This window comes from Xanthomonas prunicola (assembly GCF_002846205.1).
In the GTDB taxonomy this organism is placed as follows: Bacteria; Pseudomonadota; Gammaproteobacteria; order Xanthomonadales; family Xanthomonadaceae; genus Xanthomonas; species Xanthomonas prunicola.
The window spans coordinates 83541-102500 of sequence record NZ_PHKV01000003.1 but is presented as its reverse complement, the minus strand read 5'-3'; the positions used below and the strand labels follow the sequence as shown (position 1 = coordinate 102500).

Annotated in this window: 14 protein-coding genes and 1 tRNA gene; 6 read left to right on the top strand and 9 right to left on the bottom strand. The window is 64.3% G+C overall.

The window, feature by feature from the left end:
- The first annotated feature begins 67 nt into the window (after positions 1–67).
- Positions 68–1249 carry an acyl-CoA dehydrogenase family protein gene (locus tag XpruCFBP8353_RS10440; protein WP_162301016.1) on the top strand — a complete coding sequence of 394 codons (1182 nt, stop codon included), beginning with the start codon at positions 68–70 and terminating at the stop codon, positions 1247–1249.
- A 147-nt stretch (positions 1250–1396) separates the two neighbouring features.
- Positions 1397–2920, top strand: coding sequence for a platelet-activating factor acetylhydrolase IB subunit (locus XpruCFBP8353_RS10430; RefSeq protein ID WP_207759621.1), 1524 nt, complete (start codon positions 1397–1399; stop codon positions 2918–2920).
- Positions 2921–3283: 363 nt separating this feature from the next.
- On the opposite strand, the gene XpruCFBP8353_RS10425 is transcribed toward XpruCFBP8353_RS10430, so the two are convergent.
- A tRNA-Leu gene (locus tag XpruCFBP8353_RS10425) sits at positions 3284–3370 on the bottom strand.
- A 121-nt stretch (positions 3371–3491) separates the two neighbouring features.
- On the opposite strand from XpruCFBP8353_RS10425, the gene rnr reads away from it, so the two are divergent.
- The 4 genes from rnr (at position 3492) to XpruCFBP8353_RS10405 (ending at position 11128) form a co-directional block, all read left to right on the top strand.
- A complete protein-coding gene (gene rnr / locus XpruCFBP8353_RS10420; RefSeq protein ID WP_101363188.1) occupies positions 3492–6017 on the top strand; it encodes a ribonuclease R in 2526 nt (841 codons plus the stop codon).
- Positions 6018–6292: 275 nt separating this feature from the next.
- A complete protein-coding gene (locus XpruCFBP8353_RS10415) occupies positions 6293–6766 on the top strand; it encodes a GFA family protein (protein ID WP_101363187.1) in 474 nt (157 codons plus the stop codon).
- Positions 6767–7082: 316 nt separating this feature from the next.
- Positions 7083–7832 (top strand): 23S rRNA (guanosine(2251)-2'-O)-methyltransferase RlmB, encoded by a 750-nt coding sequence (gene rlmB / locus XpruCFBP8353_RS10410; RefSeq protein WP_101363186.1) that lies wholly within the window; start codon positions 7083–7085, stop codon positions 7830–7832.
- A 260-nt stretch (positions 7833–8092) separates the two neighbouring features.
- Entirely contained in the window at positions 8093–11128 is a 3036-nt protein-coding gene (locus XpruCFBP8353_RS10405) for a ligand-binding sensor domain-containing diguanylate cyclase (RefSeq protein ID WP_101363185.1), read from the top strand.
- Positions 11129–11346: 218 nt separating this feature from the next.
- Here XpruCFBP8353_RS10405 and rnt read toward each other — a convergent pair whose 3' ends face one another.
- The 8 genes from rnt to pstS (XpruCFBP8353_RS10365) all read right to left on the bottom strand — a co-directional run bounded on the left by rnt (position 11347) and on the right by pstS (XpruCFBP8353_RS10365) (position 18897).
- On the bottom strand, positions 11347–11988 hold the full coding sequence (gene rnt, locus XpruCFBP8353_RS10400) for a ribonuclease T (RefSeq protein WP_101363184.1): 642 nt from the start codon (positions 11986–11988) through the stop codon (positions 11347–11349).
- Positions 11989–12267: 279 nt separating this feature from the next.
- Positions 12268–12672 (bottom strand): RcnB family protein, encoded by a 405-nt coding sequence (locus XpruCFBP8353_RS10395; protein WP_101363183.1) that lies wholly within the window; start codon positions 12670–12672, stop codon positions 12268–12270.
- Between the two features lie 129 nt (positions 12673–12801).
- On the bottom strand, positions 12802–13512 hold the full coding sequence (gene phoU / locus XpruCFBP8353_RS10390) for a phosphate signaling complex protein PhoU (protein ID WP_101363182.1): 711 nt from the start codon (positions 13510–13512) through the stop codon (positions 12802–12804).
- Between the two features lie 126 nt (positions 13513–13638).
- Positions 13639–14469, bottom strand: a complete 831-nt coding sequence (gene pstB, locus XpruCFBP8353_RS10385; RefSeq protein WP_101363181.1) for a phosphate ABC transporter ATP-binding protein PstB — start codon at positions 14467–14469, stop codon at positions 13639–13641.
- Positions 14470–14491: 22 nt separating this feature from the next.
- Positions 14492–15361, bottom strand: coding sequence for a phosphate ABC transporter permease PstA (gene pstA / locus XpruCFBP8353_RS10380; RefSeq protein WP_101363180.1), 870 nt, complete (start codon positions 15359–15361; stop codon positions 14492–14494).
- Entirely contained in the window at positions 15361–16335 is a 975-nt protein-coding gene (pstC, locus tag XpruCFBP8353_RS10375; RefSeq protein ID WP_101363179.1) for a phosphate ABC transporter permease subunit PstC, read from the bottom strand. Before pstC ends, pstA begins: the two co-directional genes overlap by 1 nt.
- A gap of 112 nt (positions 16336–16447) precedes the next feature.
- Positions 16448–17539: a phosphate ABC transporter substrate-binding protein PstS gene (pstS, locus tag XpruCFBP8353_RS10370; protein WP_101363178.1), complete on the bottom strand. Its 1092-nt coding sequence runs from the start codon at positions 17537–17539 to the stop codon at positions 16448–16450.
- A gap of 338 nt (positions 17540–17877) precedes the next feature.
- A complete protein-coding gene (gene pstS, locus XpruCFBP8353_RS10365; RefSeq protein WP_162301014.1) occupies positions 17878–18897 on the bottom strand; it encodes a phosphate ABC transporter substrate-binding protein PstS in 1020 nt (339 codons plus the stop codon).
- Positions 18898–18960 lie beyond the last annotated feature (63 nt).

The following is an 18960-nucleotide window of genomic DNA, read 5'->3' as shown; positions in this document are numbered from 1 at the left end:
TGGAGATATTTTCGACCGGGCGGCAGGTGCGGTCAACTACATACGCATGCGAATGGTTGGCGCTACAATGGGGCTCAGCTCAGGCCTGGAGGGGTGCGACGTGGATTTCAGCTTTACCGAAGAACAATTGATGATCCAGGATGTGGCGCGCCGCATCGCGCAGGAAAAGATCGCGCCCAGCGCCGAGCAATTCGACCGCAGTGGCGAATTTCCGCTGGAAAATATCCGCTTGCTGGGCGAAAACGGCCTGATGGGCATCGAGGTGCCGGTCGAATACGGCGGTGCCGGCATGGACCCGATCAGCTATGCGCTGGCGATGATTGAAATCGCTGCCGCCGATGGCGCGCACTCCACCATCGTGTCGGTCAACAACTCGCTGTTCTGCACCGGCATTTTGAAAAACGGTAGCGAAGCGCAGAAGCAGCTGTACGTGCGCGCGATCGCCGAAGGCACACACATCGGTGCGTTCGCGCTGACCGAGCCGCAGTCCGGCTCGGATGCGTCGGCAATGCGCTGCCGCGCGGTCAAGCAGGCCGATGGCAGCTTCGTCATCAATGGTAAGAAGAGCTGGATCACGTCCGGCCCGGTCGCCAAATACATCGTGTTATTCGCAGTGACCGAGCCGGACAAGGGGTCACGGGGCATCACCGCCTTCATGGTCGACACCGATCGCGCTGGTTTTCACCGCGGCAAGACCGAGCCCAAGCTGGGCATCCGCGCCTCGGCCACGTGCGAAATCGAGTTTGCCGATTACGTTGCGCAGCCCGATGAGGTGCTGGGTGTGGAAGGCGAGGGCTTCAAGACCGCGATGAGCGTGCTGGATGCCGGGCGCATCGGTATCGCATCGCAGGCGGTCGGTATTGCGCGTGCGGCGTACGAAGCCACGCTGGCGTACGTCAAGGAGCGCAAGGCGTTCGGCGCGGCGATCGGCACGTTTCAGATGACCCAGGCCAAGATCGCCGACATGAAGTGCAAGCTGGATGCAGCGCTGCTGCTGACGCTGCGTGCAGCATGGTTGAAGGGGCAGGGGCAGAAGTTCGGCACTGAAGCGGCGGTGGCCAAGCTCACTGCGTCCGAGGCGGCGATGTGGATCACCCATCAAGCCGTGCAAATTCATGGTGGCATGGGGTATTCGAAAGAGATGCCGCTGGAGCGTTACTTCCGCGATGCCAAGATCACTGAAATCTACGAAGGCACCTCGGAAATCCAGCGGTTGGTGATTGCGCGCGGCGAGACCGGCTTGCGCTAACTCGTCCTCACTCCAGCGTCCCGCACAACGCGGTGACGCTGGAGTGCTCATTGCGACACCATCACCACCGAGCACAGCGGCGCCAGCGCTTGTCGCGCGCCGCACGCGCGGACCACAATCGGCGCTTCTTCCGTGCCTGGTGCGCGCATGTCCCGGTCTTCGCACGCTACGTCGTTTCGCGTTTCTCTGTCTGGCTTCGCACGCACGCTGTGCTGCTGGGGGCTATTGCTGAGTTGCACTGTGGCAAGCGCGCAAACGCCGCCACCGTCGATCGTGCCGACCGACTGCCTGCAGGAAGCCTGGTGGGCGCAGCGGCATGCGCAGGTGCTGGAGCAGGTGAAGCAGCACCCGGACACCACGCTGCTGCTGATTGGCGATTCGATCACCCAGAACTACGACAAAGCCAAGGCGCCGGACGAAGACTTTCAGCCCACTTGGCAGACTTTCTACGGCAGCCGCGGCGCACTCAATCTGGGCTTCAGCGGCGATGGCACCGAAAACGTGCTGTGGCGGCTGGCCAATGGCGAAGTCGATGGGCTGCAGCCGAAGGTCGCACTGGTGCTGATCGGGACCAACAACACTGGCCATCTCGGTCAAACGGCCGAACAGACCCAACTGGGCATCGATGCGGTGGTCTCAGCGATCGAACAAAAGCTGCCGCGCACGCACATCCTGTTGTTGAGTGTGCTGCCTAGCGATATCTCCAGCGAAAAGTCGCGTCGCGATGCGCAGATCAACCAGGGCCTGGCCGTGCGATACGGCGACAACCCGCGCGTGACCTATCTGGATGTGAGCTCGATCTTCCAGCGCGACGGCAAGCTGCGCACCGAGCTGTTCTACGACACCCGGTTCCGTCCGGCAGCCGGTGCGTTGCATCCGGACACGCGAGGGCAGCGCATGCTGGCCGAAGCGATCGAGCCCACACTGGCGCGGCTGCTGGGCGAGCCGCCGGTCAAGCCGGTGGCCGAACTTGGCCGTGATGCAGCCACCTCGCTGATGCCGGTCGACTGGCTGGAGCAGGATTCCTATGACTGGTATGCGCGCCACCACGCAGCGCTGGTGGCCGCGCGCAGCGTGAAGCCAGAGGTGGTGATGATCGGCGACTCGATCACGCATTTCTGGTCCGGGCCGCCGCAGGCCACGCGCGTCAGTGGGCCCGAGTCGTGGCAGTGGTTGTATGGCAAGCGACCGGTATTGAATCTGGGCTTCGGCTGGGACCGCACGCAAAATGTGCTGTGGCGCATTCGCCAGGGTGAACTCGACGGCCTGGATCCGCGCTGGGTGGTGGTGCATATCGGCACCAACAACCTCAGTGGCACCGCACAATCGCGCGCCAGCACTCCGGCCGAAGCCGCATTGGGCGTGCAGGCGGTGGTCAGTGAAGTGCGCCGGCGCCTGCCCAACAGCAAGCTGATCCTGATGGCGATCATGCCGCGTGGTCGCAATGCCGACGATGCGCGGCGTGCGCCCATCGCCGAAACCAACCGGTTGCTGGCCGCGCGCTACGCCAAGGATCCGGTGGTGCGCCTGGTCGATATCGGCCCGAAGCTGTTGCAAGCCGACGGCACACTGCCCGAAGCCCTGATGCCGGACGGCACACATCCCAGCGAAGCCGGTTACCGCATCTGGGCACAGGCGTTGCGCGAGGCGGGGATTACCGCAGCGCCGTAAAGCGGCGGGCAGCACGCAAGCGCATGCATCACCGACGAGCACGGCGGGCGGGGCGATGCGGCCACCCATGCGTTGCAGCCTCGTGTCTGGCGCTGACAGTCGCGCCTGGTTCTAAACGTGTAGGGGCCGCATTGCTGGGTGGAGAGTGGCGATGGCTTCCGGTGGGCTGACGACCTCAAGCCAGGCCATCGACGCACGAGGTAGGGTGTGGTGCGATCAGGCCGGTCGTGTTCAATGCGGGGAAAGCGAACCCCGCTCCCGGTTACCGCGCCAGGCCACGCGCGGCACTCAGTCGCGGTGACACTGCAGTTTTCGAACCCCAGAAACCAGAAGACCCCCGATCGCTCGGAGGTCTTTTTAAACTGGTGCCCAGAAGAGGACTCGAACCTCCACGAAGTTGCCCCCGCTAGCACCTGAAGCTAGTGCGTCTACCAATTCCGCCACCTGGGCAGGTGAGCAGCGAATTTTGCAGGCTCTCGCCAGGCTTGTCAACGTTTTATGCATGGCAATCGGCGACGGCTGCCCCGGCCTTGCTGCCCATCTCGGTGCGCCAAGGGGTACCATGTAAGCAATGACAAAGAAAAACACCCCAGATTCCGATCGGCCGAGTCGCCGCAAATCCACCAGCGCAGGCGAGTCCAGCACCGCCGAACAGCAGAAATTGCCAGGCTGGATGCCAGACTTTCTGGTCCGCGCCGCTGCCGGCGCATCGACCAAGTCCGCCAGTAAGCGCGCTGCCGACAAAGCCTCCAGCGCCGCGCCGCAACCGCCGGCCGCCCTGCCGACGCCGCAGGCCCCGCGCGCACCGCACCCGCGCAAGAGCGGCCCGCCTGCGCCGCCGCCGGAGCGCTTCCAGACCGCCGCGCCTCCTGCTGCCGAATTCAAGGATCCGCACGCCGACCGCGAGGCCCTGCGTTACGCAGAGCCGATCGCCAGCCGGGAAGCCATCCTGCAGTTGCTGGAAGCCTGCGACGGTCCGCAGACCGCCGAAGAAATTGCCGAGCAGCTCAACCTCAGCGATCGTATCGATGCGTTGGGCAAGCGCCTGGCCGCGATGGTGCGCGAAGCGCAACTGGTGCAGAACCGCCGCGGCGGCTACGCGCCGGTGCAGCAGACCAGCTTGATCGCTGGTGTGGTGATCGCCAACCCGGAAGGCTTCGGCTTCCTCAAGCCAGACGAAGGTGGCGACGACCTGTTCCTGCCGCCGTTCGAGATGCGCAAGGTCATGCACGGCGACCGTGCGCTGGCCAACGTCACCGGCATCGACCGCCGCGGCCGCCGCGAAGGCGCGATCGCGCGCGTGCTGGAACGCCGCATGTCGCGCATGCTTGGGCGGTTCTTCTACGAGCACGGCGTGGCCTATGTCGACCCGGACGACAAGCGCGTGCAACGCAACGTGCAGATCGCGCCGGACGGTATCGGCGAGGCACGCGAAGGCCAATTGGTGGTCTGCGAACTGATCGCGCCGCCGGACGCGCGCCGCCCGGCGATCGGCAAGATCATCGCGGTGCTGGGCGACAAGCTGACCCCGTCGCTGGTGGTGGAAATGGCCATCCACGGCCACGAACTGCCGCACGAATTTCCGCAGGAAGTGCTGGACGAAGCGGCAGCCGTGCCATTGGTGGTCGAGCCGCAGATGATCGGCGGGCGTGTGGACCTGCGGCAGATGCCGCTGGTCACCATCGATGGCGAAGACGCCAAGGATTTCGACGACGCGGTGTATTGCGAGCCCAACGCCGACGGTTTCCGTCTGGTGGTGGCGATCGCCGACGTGTCCAACTATGTGCGTCCCGGTACGCCGCTGGATGACGAAGCGCAAAAGCGTGCCACCTCGGTGTATTTCCCGGGGTTCGTGGTGCCGATGTTGCCGGAAACGCTGTCCAACGGCATCTGCTCGCTGATGCCCAAGGTCGACCGTATGTGTTTCGTCTGCGACATGCAGGTGGGACGCGATGGCGAAGTGACCGGCTCGCGTTTCTACGAAGCGGTGATGAACTCGCATGCGCGCCTGACCTACAACCAGGTCTGGAAGGCGGTGGGCGAAGACGATGCCGACACCAAGGCGTTCATCGGCCCGTTGCTGCCGCAGGTGCAGCGCCTGCATCAGCTGTATCACGTGCTGTCGAAGGCGCGCACGCATCGCGGCGCGATCGAATTCGAAACCTCCGAAGTGCGCTTTGTGCTCGACAACACTGGTGAAGTCACGCAGGCCGGCATGCTGGTGCGCAACGATGCGCACAAGCTGATCGAAGAATGCATGATCGCCGCCAATGTCGAGGCGGCGCGTTACCTGCTCAGCGTGCATGTGCCCGCACCGTACCGCGTGCATGAGCGCCCACCGGAGAGCAAGTACGAAGACCTGCTGGAGTTCCTCAAGGAATTCCAGCTGAGCCTGCCGGCGTGGAGCAAGGTGCGCCCCGGTGACTACACCAAGCTGCTGAAGAAGGTGCGCGCGCGTCCGGACGCGGCATTGCTGGAATCGGTGCTGCTGCGTAGTCAGAGCCTGGCGGTGTATTCGCCCGAGAATAACGGTCACTTCGGTCTGGCATTGGAGGCGTACGCGCACTTCACCTCGCCGATTCGCCGTTACCCGGATCTGCTGGTGCATCGCGCGATCAAGCACGCCCTGACCGGCGCCAGCCCGGAAAAATTCATCTACACCCCGCGCCAGATGGCGGCGTTGTCGCTGCAATGCTCCGAGCGCGGCAGGCGTGCCGACGAAGCCGAACGCGAAGTGGACGAGCGTTACCGCGCCGCGTGGATGGAAAAGCATGTGGGTGGTCAATTCGACGGCGTGATCAGCGGCGTGACCGGGTTCGGTCTGTTCGTCGAATTGACGCAGTCCAAGGTCAACGGCCTGGTGCATGTCACCCAGCTGCCGCAGGACTATTACCAGTTCGACCCGATCCGCAAGACGCTCAGCGGCGAGCGCCGTGGCCGCGAATTCCGTCTGGGCGACCCGGTACGCGTGCTGGTGCTCAAGGCCAGCATGGAAGAGCGCAAGATCGACTTCCGCCTGGCCGAAGATGGCGCGGCGCCCGAAGCGCCGCTGCCGCCACGCGAAAAGCCGACCAAGCGCAAGAAAAAGTCGTACTGAGGTGACGGCGTTGCGGGCGGCCGAGATGGCGGCCCGCGATGCGGCGTAGTCGTCAGCAAGAGCGTTTGACGCAAGGTCGCGAGTCGTCGTGAGGTGGGTGTGGACGGTGCCGGGGAACCGCAGCGTGCGGGCGGTTGCGGCCGACTCCGAGTACTGACTGCACCCGCCTGGGTGAGCGCAGACCTTGCGTTGGCTGATCTCGGTGCAGGTGTGGCCGTTGCGAGCGTTGCGTGTCCGCAATGGCGTCCATAACAGACTGATGTGCGGAGCAGACGATGGACACTTCAAGCCAATACAGTGGTGGCTGCCAGTGCGGGGCTGTGCGTTTTCATGTGCGTGGTGTGCTGGTACATGCGTCGATCTGTCACTGCCGGATGTGCCAGAAGGCGTTCGGTGCGTATTACGCACCACTGGTGTCTGTGCGTGGCACCGAGTTTCGCTGGACCCGTGGCGCGCCCAAGCGTTTTGCATCCTCGTCGGTCGTGCAGCGCGGTTTTTGCGCCGAGTGCGGCACGCCGTTGACCTATGAAGCGCCCGATGGCGTGGCGGTTGCGGCAGGTGCATTCGATACGCCAGAGCAGTTGCCGCCGCATCTTCAGTACGGCTTGGATCGCAAGCTGCCCTTCGTCGATACCTTGGCGCAGTTGCCCACGCGCCCACCCGAAGACGATGCCGTTGCGGAAGCCTTTTTGGCCAGCGTGGTATCGCGGCAGCATCCGGATCACGACACCGAGCAGTGGCCGGCGTGAGACGTGGTCCTGGTTGCGTTGTATCGCTGATCGTGGCACGCCAGCATCAACGGCGTCACCTCGCTCGCTGCCGTCACTGGCCGTAGTCAGACGCGCCAGTGCATCACCGACAACCATCGATCGGCACGCTGATCTGCGCGACCTGCATGCGTTCAAAGCAGGAGCGCGCGAGCTGGACCCCGCAAACGCCTCGTGCCCAGCGCCAATGCGCTGGCGGCATCGCTTGATTGGCGTCACCCAGGCTCGCATGCCCCGGCCGTGACGTAACAGGCCGCAGGCCCTACCATTCCCCTTTATCTCTTCGTATGCCCGCGCAATGAGCAAGCAGAACCAGTGGATCGTCGGCGTCAATGCTGTCGCCTCGTCCGTCGAGAACGACGCCGATAACGTGCGCGAGGTATTGATCGAGGCCGGCAGCAAGAACCCGCGCCTCACCGAGATCGAGGAACAGGCGCGCCGCAAGGGCATCGACGTGCGCCGGGTCAACACCCAGGCGCTGGACGGCGTAGGCGGGCAAGTCCGCCATCAGGGCGTGGCAGCGCGCTATGCCGCTGCACGGCTATGGGCGGAGAACGAGCTGGAAGGCCTGGTCGAAGCCGCCGAAGGGCGCGCGCTGGTGCTGATCCTGGACGGCGTGCAAGACCCGCACAACCTCGGTGCCTGCCTGCGCAGCGCGGCAGCCGCCGGCGTCACCGCGGTGGTGATTCCCAAGGACAAGTCGGCAACGGTGAATGCCACCGTGCGCAAGACCTCCGCTGGTGCGGCCGACCGCATTCCGGTCGTGGCGGTGACCAATCTGGCGCGCTGCTTACGCGATCTGCAAAAGCAGGGCGTGTGGCTATATGGCCTGGCCGGCGAGGCCGAAGCGTCGTTGTACAGCGTGGACCTGCGCGGCAATGTCGGACTGGTGCTCGGCGGTGAGGCCGATGGCCTGCGCCGTCTGACGCGCGAACACTGCGATGGTTTGGTCAAGATTCCGATGCCGGGCGAAATCGAAAGCCTCAATGTGTCGGTTGCCACCGGTGTGACCCTGTTCGAGGTCGTGCGCCAGCGCCTGGGCGCGTAATCGCGCGTGCCTCGGGGCTGAGTGCACGCGTGCTAGCCTCTGTAGGGCACGCGCACCGCGCGAGGTCAGTCGGCCCCGGTTCCTCGTCGGTCCATTGCTGACTGGCATCTGCGCACTTCTGCGCAGTTGCCGGGCGCAAGACATCAGTTGGTTGACGCGCAGGGCGTTGCAGCAAGCCTTTCGACACATGCGCAGCCATCGTCGAACGCGCCATGGCGTTTTTGCCTACCATATCGCCAGCAAACGGCGCGTTGTGTGTGATGAACAAAGGGGTGGGCGCCTGGCGAACGGGCGAGAGCAGTTGCGGCGCACGTGCGTCAGCACGAGGAGCAAACAGACGGTCGTGGCGCTGGTTTGGTACCGGCGCCTGCCTGCTATTGGCGGTGTGTTCGCTCGCAGCGTTCGCCGCATCGCCTGGCACCGCGCGCTTACGCGACTACGCCATCGACAGCTGGAGCTCGCGTAACGGGCTGACGCACAACTCCTTGCGCGGCATTGCCCAGACCCACGACGGCTATCTGTGGTTCGCTACCTGGGAAGGCCTGGTGCGCTACAACGGGCTGGAATTCAGCGTGATCGATCGCAGCACGCGCCCGGGGCTGCCCGATAACGGGGTCGGCGCGTTGTATGTGGATCGCGATGGCGCACTGTGGCTGAGCGATGCGCGTGGCAATCTGGTCCGGCACGGCGCCGATGGGCAGTGGCGGCAGTGGCAACGGCGCGGGCAGTGGCCGCAGGCGTTGATCCACGCGATGACCATGGATGCTGAAGGCCGTATGTGGCTGTTGTTCGAAGGGCATGGGCTCGGGTGCCTGTGGCCGGATGGGCACTTCGACTATTTCCCGCCGGCCGATGGGGTGCCGCTGCAGAGCAGCTTTCCGCGCATGTTGTTTGATGCGCAGGGGCGCTTGTTGATCGGCACCTTCGACGGGCTGATCTACCGCGAACCGGATGGGCGTATGCATCGCGCGCCCGCGGCATTCGGATTTCCGCCCGGGTTGGCATGGCCGTATCGCGCGACCGACGGCACGGTGTGGGTGGTCGCGGGCGACCAGCTGTACCGCTTGCAGGACGCGCGTGCCGAGCTGGTGCAGCGGGTGCCCGGGCAGGGCCACTTCACCGCGATGCTGCAGGATCGCCACGGCGATCTGTGGCTGGGCAGCGAAAATCAGGGGCTGCTGCGGATCGGACCATATGGCGTAGAGCATCTGCCGGCTGGGCGCAGCCTGCCGACCGGGCGCATCGTCAGCCTGCGCGAAGATGCCGAAGGCAGCATCTGGGTCGGCGCCAACGGCGGTCTGTTCCGGCTGCGCGAAACCTTGTTCAGTAGTTACAGTCAGCGCGACGGATTGAGCGGCGACTATAGCCGCGCAATGCTGGAAGACCGCGACGGCAGCCTGTGGATCGCCGGAACCGCCGGCCTGGACCGGATGCTGCCGGACGGGCGCATCGTGCCGGTGCCGGTCGTCACACCGTCCGGCCGGCGCCTGTCGGTGCTTAGCCTGGCGCTGGACGGCCACGGCGACCTCTGGGTGGGCACCTATGCCGATGGCGTCTTCGTATTGCGCGATGGACGCTTGCTACGGCATTACGGTGAGGCCGACGGTATTCCCAGCGGGCATATCCGCGCGATCGTGATCGACGGCCACGATGCAGTCTGGCTTGCGACCCAGCGTGGCGTCGTGCACCTGGTGGACGGCAAGTACGCGCCATTGGCGATCGAAGGGGGGCCCACCGGCGTGGTGACGGCGCTGGCCAGCGTCGATGGGGCATTGTGGGTGGGCTCGGTCGACGGCGCAGCGGTACTCCGCAACGGCAAGCTGCAGCAGTTGAATCTGGAAAGCCTGGGCGGCGCGCGCAGCGTGTTCGGTTTTCAGGCCATCGGCGACGCGATGTGGATCGCGACCGATCGCGGCCTGTATCGCGAGCGCAACGGCGTTCTTGCACGCGTGGGTCTGGAGCAGGGCATGCCGGTCGACACGGTGTTCCAGGTCGTGGAAGACCGGCTTGGCAATGCGTGGATCAGCAGCAATCGCGGCATGCTGCGTACCGAGCTCAAGACGCTCGATGCAGTGGCCGATGGGCACGGCACGCTCGCCATCGAGCGTTATGGCGAGATCGACGGCATGGGCAATGCGCAGACCAACGGCAGTTCCGGCCCCAGTATGCTGCGGCGTGCCGACGGCACGGTGTGGGTGGTGACAGCGGGCGGCGTGAGCATGGTCGACCCGGCACGTTTGCAGCGCTTTCGCGAACGCCGCCCGCCGCCGGCATTGATCGAAAGCGTGCAGCAGGATGGCCGCCCGTTGGTGTGGCGCCAGCGCGAACAGCTGGCTGGCGGACATCGTTTGAATGTGTCCTATGTCGGCATGAGCTTCCTGTTGCCGGAGCGGATCGAATACCGCACCCGTTTGGAAGGCCTGGACAATACCTGGACCGAACGCGGCCGGCAGCGCAGTGTGGAATTCATCGGCTTGCCGCCCGGCCGTTATCGCCTGCATGTGGCTGCGCGCCATCCGGGCGGTGCGTGGAGCCCGCACGAAGCGGTGTGGGCGTTCGAGGTCCTGCCGCTGTGGTGGCAACGCCAGGATGTGCGCATTGCCGCAGCGCTGGGTGCGCTCCTGCTGCTCGCCTTGCTGTATCGCGTGTTGCTGCATGGCTACAAGACCCACAATGCGCGTTTGGCCGAGCTGGTCCGCAAGCGCACCGAAGACCTGCAACTGCAGGCGCAGCGCTTGCTGCATGCCAACCAGGAAAAGAGCGAGCTGCTGACGCGCCTGCGCATCAAGTCCGATGTCTTCGAGCGCCAGGCGCACGAAGATGCATTGACCGGGCTGCCCAACCGTCGCCACTTCGATGAAGCGCTGGCGCGCGACATCAGCCGTGCACGCCGCAATGCGCGGCCGCTGGTGCTGGCGATTCTGGATATCGATCACTTCAAGCGCATCAACGACCACTACTCGCATGCCAGCGGCGATGCCGTGTTGCACGAGGTGGGTGTGCTACTCACTGCGGCCGCGCGCGCCTCGGATCTGCCGGCACGCCTTGGCGGTGAAGAATTCGCGCTGCTATTGGCAGACACCACCCTGGAGGAGGCACAGGCGCTCTGTCTGCGCATCCGCGCCCTGTTCCATGCCCGCCACGACTGGGGCAGCGTGGCGGGCTTGCAGGTGACTTTCAGCGCCGGGGTTGCAGCGCTGCGCGACGACGACACCGGCTCGTCGCTGATGCAGCGCGCCGATCACGCCTTGTACGAGGCCAAGAGCGCAGGACGCGATCGGATTTGTGTGGGTTAGAGGCGGAGATGGGGGATTCAGAAATCGCAAAAGCGGTCCCGGCATGTCCTTCTCCTGCAGGAGAAGTTACCCGCAGGGCGGATGAGGGAACGGCAGGCACGTAGCGGGCCGCGTCGGGATCAGACAGTCGCGCTTGCTGAGTGGTAAACGTGCACGATTGGCCGTCTCACTCCAGAAGGCACGACGCTTTTTTCAATCCCTAATCCCTAATCCCGGGCCTAAACCGGCCCCGGCCAGGCGTTCGCGATCGTGCAGAACAGGCGTGCGGTCTGTTCGGTATCGTAGACCGCGCTATGCGCGTCGGCGGCATTCCAGTCCAGGCCTGCGGCCTGGGCCGCGCGTGCCAGCACGGTCTGGCCGTAAGCCACGCCGGCCAGTGTCACCGTATCGAACACGCTGAAGGGATGAAACGGATTGCGTTTGTGGCCCACACGCGCCACGGCCGCGTTGAGGAAGTTCAGATCGAAATGCGCGTTGTGGCCAACCAGGATCGCGCGCTGGCAGCCGTATTTCTTCACTGCCGCGCGCACCGGCGCGAACACATGGTCCAGCGCGTCCTTTTCCTGTTTCGCAAAGCGGAACGGGTGGTCGAGCACGATGCCGGTGATCTCCAGCGATTTCGGGTCGATCTCCAGCCCAGGCGCCGGCACCAGGTGCGCGCTGGCGGTGTCGCCGGGAAAGAAGCGTCCGTCGGCATCCATTTCGATCGGCACGCAGGCGATTTCCAGCAGCGCATGCTTATTCCAATCGAACCCGCCTGTTTCGACGTCCACCACCACGGGCAAATAGCCGCGAAAGCGGCGCGACATCGGCAAAAAAGAGGGGGCAGGCTGTGCATGGACCGGTTCGTTCATTCGCATAGCCTAGCAGGTCGCACCCCGGGCTCTGCCATGGACGCAAGGCTGCAGGTGTTCCGGGGTGGAAGCGCCATGCATTGCCTGGGGGCCGTCATCACGTGCGCGCGCCTGACAGTTCAGAGTCGGCATGCATCGCCGCCATGCGGTAACGGTGCGCCATCGGCGCAGATCTGATGATCGGAGCGCCGATCACATCACCTCGGTCGCTCTGGGCGACCATCAAAAAGGCCCGATCCGCGTGACCACGGACCGGGCCTGCCTAGCGACACAGTGGGCGAGCCGTCAGCGGCCGGCGACGACACTGGTGATCAGCCCGGTGGCCACTGCGATCAGCACGTAGGTGTTATCCACGCGACGCCATTCGTGCCCGCGCGGCGGTGGCTTGAGATGGTGCTTGTGATAGTCGGCAATGCGGCTACCACGATGGTCCGGTGGCAGACGCTCGCCACGGCGATACGGCGGGCCATGGCGGTCGTGGCGGTGATCGTCATGATGCGCGGTGTGGCGATCATCGCGTCGGTCGTCATGCCTGTCATCGCGATGATCATCACGCAGGTCAGGGCCATGGTCGTCGTGACGCTGCGCGTTGCGATCACGATCGTGATCGTCGTGCTGCTGCGGCGCTGCGAACGCCGTGACAGAAGTCAGCAGCGACAAAGCCATGAAAGATCCAACGAAGCGTTTCATCAGCGGACTCCTGCGTCACAGGAACGGCCTGTGCACTTCCACCGTAGGAATTCGAAGCTGATACGTGGTGAGAAGGCGGTCTGGCAGTTGTTGCCGGCGAGGACGGCAGCGCCATCGCGCTGCCGCGGCTTAGATGACGCCGGTGCTGCTGGTGTCGTCGCGCTTCACGCGCGGCGGCAGCGGCTGTTCGCCATGCACCAAGAACCACACATTCTCGGCGATGTTGGTGGCGTGGTCGCCGATGCGTTCCAGATTCTTGGCCATGAACAGCAGATGCGTGCATGGGGTGATGTTGCGCGGGTCTTCCATCATGTACGTGAGCAGCTCGCGGAACAGTGCGGTGTATTGCGCATCCAGGCGTGCGTCTTCGTCGCGGACGCGGATGGCGGCATTGGCGTCCTTGTCGCGATACGCCTGCACGGCGTCGCGTACCGCGTTGGCCGCCATCTGGCCGAGCGCGCGCAGGCCAACGGTCTGCGGCAGCGGCGGTGCGGAATTGAGCGCGATCGAGCGCTTGGCCACGTTGGCGGCGTAATCGCCGATGCGTTCGATATCGGCCGGAATACGCAGGCCGGCGAGAATCTCGCGCAGATCGCGCGCCATCGGGCCGCGCAATGCCAGTCGCATCACGTCATGACTGATCGCATGCTCCAGTGCGTCGATCGCCTCATCGTTGACCACAATGCGGTGTGCGGCATTGTCGTCGCGACGCTCTACCACATCCAACGCGGCTTCCAACTGCGCCACCGCCGTGTCGCCCATGCGCACGATCTCGGCGACAAGACGGTGCTGCTCCTCGTCGTAGCTTTTGACGATATGGTCGTTGAGGTGCTGGTTCATCGTGGTCTCGATTCGTGGCAGTGGTGGATGTCCGCCGCCATCCTGGCGACAGTGCATGCGGTGAGCGGCATGCAGGGAAGGGTGCGACGGAACTGCTGCAATACGGCATTGCGTTGGCGCGTTACATCAACCGAAACGACCGGTGATGTAGTCCTCGGTCTGCTGCTTGGACGGCTGCGAAAAAATGGTTTCGGTACGGTCGTGTTCGATCAGGTCGCCCAGATACATGAAGGCGGTGTAGTCGGACACGCGCGCGGCCTGCTGCATGTTGTGGGTCACGATCACGATGGTGTATTCGCGCTTGAGCTCTTCCACCAGCTGCTCGATACGGCTGGTGGAAATGGGGTCCAGTGCCGACGTCGGTTCGTCCAGCAACAACACGTCCGGACGCAGTGCCACCGCGCGTGCGATGCACAGACGCTGCTGCTGACCACCGGACAGACCCAGCGCGCTTTGCCCCAGCTTGTCCTTGACCTCGTCCCATAGCGCGCCCTGACGCAGCGCGTGTTCGACGCGATTCTGCATGTCGGCCTTGGACAATTTTTCGTGGTGGCGGATGCCGTAGGCGACGTTTTCGAAGATCGTCATCGGAAACGGCACCGGCTTCTGGAACACCATGCCTACCTTGCTGCGCAGGCGGTTCATCGGGTACTTCGGCGAGAGGATGTTTTCGTTGTCCAGCAACACCTCACCGCGCGCTTCCATCTTCGGATACAGTGCGTAGATGCGGTTGAAGATGCGCAACAAGGTCGATTTGCCGCAGCCCGAGGGCCCGATCAACGCGGTGACGCGCTTTTCCGGAATCTCGATATTGATGCTCTTGAGCGCGTGGTACTTGTCGTAATAGAAATCCAGATTGCGTGCGGCCACCTTCACCGGCGCCTGCGCCGTCGGCGCCCCCGTGGCGGCCGGAACAGCGATGCGATGCATCGGCTTGGCGTTTTGGAGATCGTTCATGTCGGGTGTCCGGAAGGAAAGGTCAGTCATTGGAGATCTTGTTGCGCAAGAGCAGGGCACGCGCGCCCAGGCTGACCAGCAACACAAACACGGTCAGCACCAGTGCGCCGGCCCAGGCGAGGGTCTGCCAAGTGTCGTACGGGCTGCCGGCGAATTGATTCATGATCACCGGCACGCTGGCCATCGGCTGGAAGATGTTGCTGTTCCAGTACTGATTGCCGAACGCGGTGAACAGTAGCGGTGCGGTTTCGCCGCTGATGCGTGCCAGCGCAAGCAGGATGCCGGTGAGGATGCCGGCCGAGGCGGCGCGATACAGCACCTGCACAGTGACTTTCCACTGCGGGATGCCGAGCGACAATGCCGCTTCGCGCATCTGTGCCGGCACCAGCCGCAGCATTTCGTCGGTCGTACGCACCACCACCGGTAGCACGATGAAGGCCAGCGACAGCGCACCGGCGAATGCCGAGAAGCGACCGCCGGTCTGCATCACGTACAAGGTGTAGACGAACAGGCCCAGTACGATCGATGGCGCCGACAACAGGATGTCGTTGACGAAGCGCACCACCACGCCGGTCTTGCGCGCATTGCCGTATTCGGCCAACCAGGTGCCCGCAGCGATGCCCAGCGGCGTACCGATGGCCAGCGCCAGCCCGCACATCACCGCGCTGCCGAAGAAGGCATTGAGCAAGCCGCCTTCCTGCATCGGTGGCGGTGTCATCTTGGTAAACAGATTGAGGTCGATGCCCGGTACGCCCTTGGACAACAGCGTCCACAGGATCCAGGCCAGGAAGAACAGGCCGAACAAGGCTGTGACGCACGACAGCAGCAACGCAATGGCGTTGGTCACCCGGCGGCGGTTGTACAGCGATTGCGACACCGAAGCGGCGGACATTAGTTGCCCTCCCGGCGCGAGAGCTGCATCAGCATGAAGCGCGCGATGGCCAGCACGATAAACGTCACGATAAACAGCACAAAGCCCAGCAGCAGCAGCGCCGAGCGGTAAGTCTCGGTGGCTTCACCGAAATCGTTGGCGATCAACGCCGCGATGGTGGTGCCGGGTTCCAGCAGCGACGGCGACAAGCGCACCGTGTTACCGACCACGAACGCCACCGCCATGGTTTCGCCCAGCGCACGACCCAGCCCCAGAAACATGCCGCCGATCACCGCCGAGCGGGTGTAGGGCAGCACGATGTCCCAACTCACTTCCCACTTGGTCGACCCCAGCGCGTACGCCGATTCTTTCAAGCGCGTGGGCACGGTCAGGAACACTTCGCGCATCACCGACGAGATGAAAGGGATCACCATGATCGCAAGCACGAATCCCGCGGTCAGCAGGCCGATACCCAATGGTGGGCCCTGAAACAACGGGCCAATCAGCGGCAACGTGCCGAGATGATCGTTGAGCCACGGCGTCACGTGCTCGGTCATCACCGGCACCAGCACGAACAGACCCCACATGCCGTAGATGATCGACGGGATGCCCGCTAGCAGCTCGATCGCGGTGCCGACCGGGCCACGCAACCAGCGCGGCGCCACTTCGGTGAGAAAGAATGCGATACCGAAACTCACCGGCACCGCGATCAGCATCGCAATCACGGCGGTGACCAGAGTGCCGTAGATCGGTGCCAGCGCACCGTATTTGTTTTCGACCGGATTCCAGTCGGAGGAATAGAAGAAACTCAGGCCCTGCATCTGCAAGGCATGGCGTCCGCCCCACAACATCGACAGCGCCGCGCTGCCGAGCGCCAACAGGACGAAAACGACCGTGGCGGCCAGCGCAAGCTTGAACAGGCGATCGGCGCGTGCGTCGCGCAGGTCGCGACCGCGTGGTGCGGTCATCGCTTCGGGAATGGCGGTGGCATTCATTCGATTGGACTCGTCACCCGCGCAACGGCGGGAGCGTGAGACAGCAGGAACGGCGAGGCACCCTCAGGCGCCTCGCCGCAGCGCACCCCGCCGCATGGGCGGGTGCAGGGCATTACTTGAACTCGCTGCCCCAATAGGCCTGGATCTGCTTCACCAGCTCCGGCGGCAGTGGCACGTAATGCAGTTCGCTGGCCTGGGCCTGGCCGTTTTCCAACGCCCACTTGAAGAAATCCAGCGTCGCCTTGCTGCGCGCCGCGTCCTTGGGCTGCTTGTGCATCAGCATGAAATTGGTGGCGGTGATCGGCCATGCCTTCTCGCCCGGTGCATTGGTGATCACCAGATTGAAGTCACGGGCGTTGGCCCAGTCGGCGCTGGCAGCGGCGGCGGCAAAGCTTTCCGCATTCGGCTCGATCCACTGGCCGGCTGCGTTCTGCAGCGAGGTGTACGGCATCTTGTTCTGCAGCGCGTAAGCCAGCTCGACATAGCCGATCGAGCCCTTGATCTGCTGCACATACGAGGCAACGCCTTCATTGCCCTTGCCACCCACGCCGCCCGGCCACTGCACCGAGGTGCCTTCGCCGACCTTGCTCTTCCATTCCGGGCTGACCTTGGACAGATAGTTGGAGAAGTTGAAGGTGGTGCCCGAACCGTCGGAACGATGCACCAGGTTGATCTTGGTGGCCGGCAGGGTGACGCCCGGATTGGCCGCGACAATGGCCGCGTCGTTCCACATGGTGACCTTGCCCAGGAAGATGTCGCCCAGCAGTGCGCCTGTCAGGCGCAGCTTGCCCGGTGCGATGCCTTCCAGATTGACGACCGGCACCACGCCGCCGATGGCGGACGGGAACTGGCCCAGGCCTGCCTGCTGCAGTTCGGTGCTGTCCAGCGGCTTGTCGGTCGAACCGAAATCCACGGTGCCGGCCTTGATCTGCGCAATACCGCCGCCGGAGCCGATCGACTGGTAGTTCACCTTGTTGCCGGTGGCGGCGTTGTAGTCGGCCGACCACTTGGACACCAGCGGGTAGATGAAGGAAGCGCCGGCGCCAGAGATTTCAGCACCCTTGGTCTCGCCGGCAGTGGCGCCTGCGGTCGGCGCGCCCTTTGCGGCGTCGCCGGACTGTGCGTCCTTGCCGGGCGAGCACGCGGCCAGGGCAAGGGCGATGGTGAGGGACAGGGCGGTCAGGCTGGCCGACTGCAATTTCATGGAAGCTCCGAGGCTGGATTGGCCGGGGTATCCGGCAGACCACGCTATGAAATGATGTTTTTGTTACACCCGCATGACAGCGCCTTCTGGCCGAGCCGTCACAAAAAAAGACGCGGACCGCGGAGGGCGTCGCGCCCTCCGGGATCCGCGTCCCGGGGCCGACGCCGGGGAGAGAGACGGCGTCGTTCCTTTGCTCGTTTTCGTGTCGGCCACCAGGGCGGCAATACACGGCACATCTGTCTGAGCTGAGGCGGGGGAGTCGGCGCGGACCACTGGCCCATGCCGGTTGGTGCATCGCGTGCCCTGCCTGCCCGCCAAAACCGAGGTTTGGGTTGTACTCAGTGCGGCAGAGTTTTGGCCCAGTACGCCTCGATCTGGGTCACCAACGTATCCGGCAGCGGCACGTAGTCCAACTGCTTGGCCTGCGCATCGCCCTTGGTGTAGACCCAACGGAAGAATTCCAGCGTGTTCTTCAGGCCGGCCGGGTTCTTCGGCTTCTTCTGCACCAGGATGAAATTGGTCGCCGTGATCGGCCAGGCGTTGTCGCCCGCCGCGTTGGTCATCACCAGATAGAAGTCCTTGCTGTTGCCCCAGTCGGCGCTGTTGGCAGCGGCGGCAAAGGTCTCGTCGGACGGCTGCACGAACTTGCCGGCGGCGTTCTTCATCGCGGTGTAGGCCATCTTGTTCTGCAGCGCGTACGACAGTTCGACGTAGCCGATGCCGCCCTTGATCTGCTTCACGTAAGCGGCCACGCCTTCATTGCCCTTGCCGCCGATACCGGTCGGCCACTGCACCGCGGTGCCTTCGCCCACCTTGCTCTTCCAGTCCGGATTGACCTTGGACAGGTAGTTGGTGAAGTTGAAGCTGGTGCCCGAGCCGTCGGAGCGATGCACCACGGTGATCTTGCCTTCCGGCAGCTTCACGCCCGGATTGAGCGCGGCGATCGCCGGGTCGTTCCAGGTGCTGACCTTGCCCAGAAAGATGTCGCCCAGGGTCTTGCCGTCCAGCTTGAGCGCACCAGCGGCGACGCCCGGCACGTTGACCACCGGCACCACGCCGCCGATCACCGACGGGAACTGCGCCAGGCCGGCAGCAGCCAGCTCCTCCGGCTTCAGCGGGGCATCGGAGGAACCGAAGTCCACGCTGGCCGCCTTGATCTGGGCAATGCCGCCGCCCGAACCGATCGATTGATAGTTGACCTGCTTCTTGGTGGCAGCGTTGTAGTCGGCCGACCACTTGGACATCACCGGGTAAATGAACGACGCGCCAGCGCCTGTGACATCGGCAGCCTGGGCGCACAGAGCCAGCGAGGCGGCGAGTACGCCGACGGCCAGACGGGTCTTGAAGGAGTGGATCACGGAACAGCTCCTGGAGTGAAGGGATGAGAACGTCCCGCAGTGGTGCCATTGCAGGGCAACGGC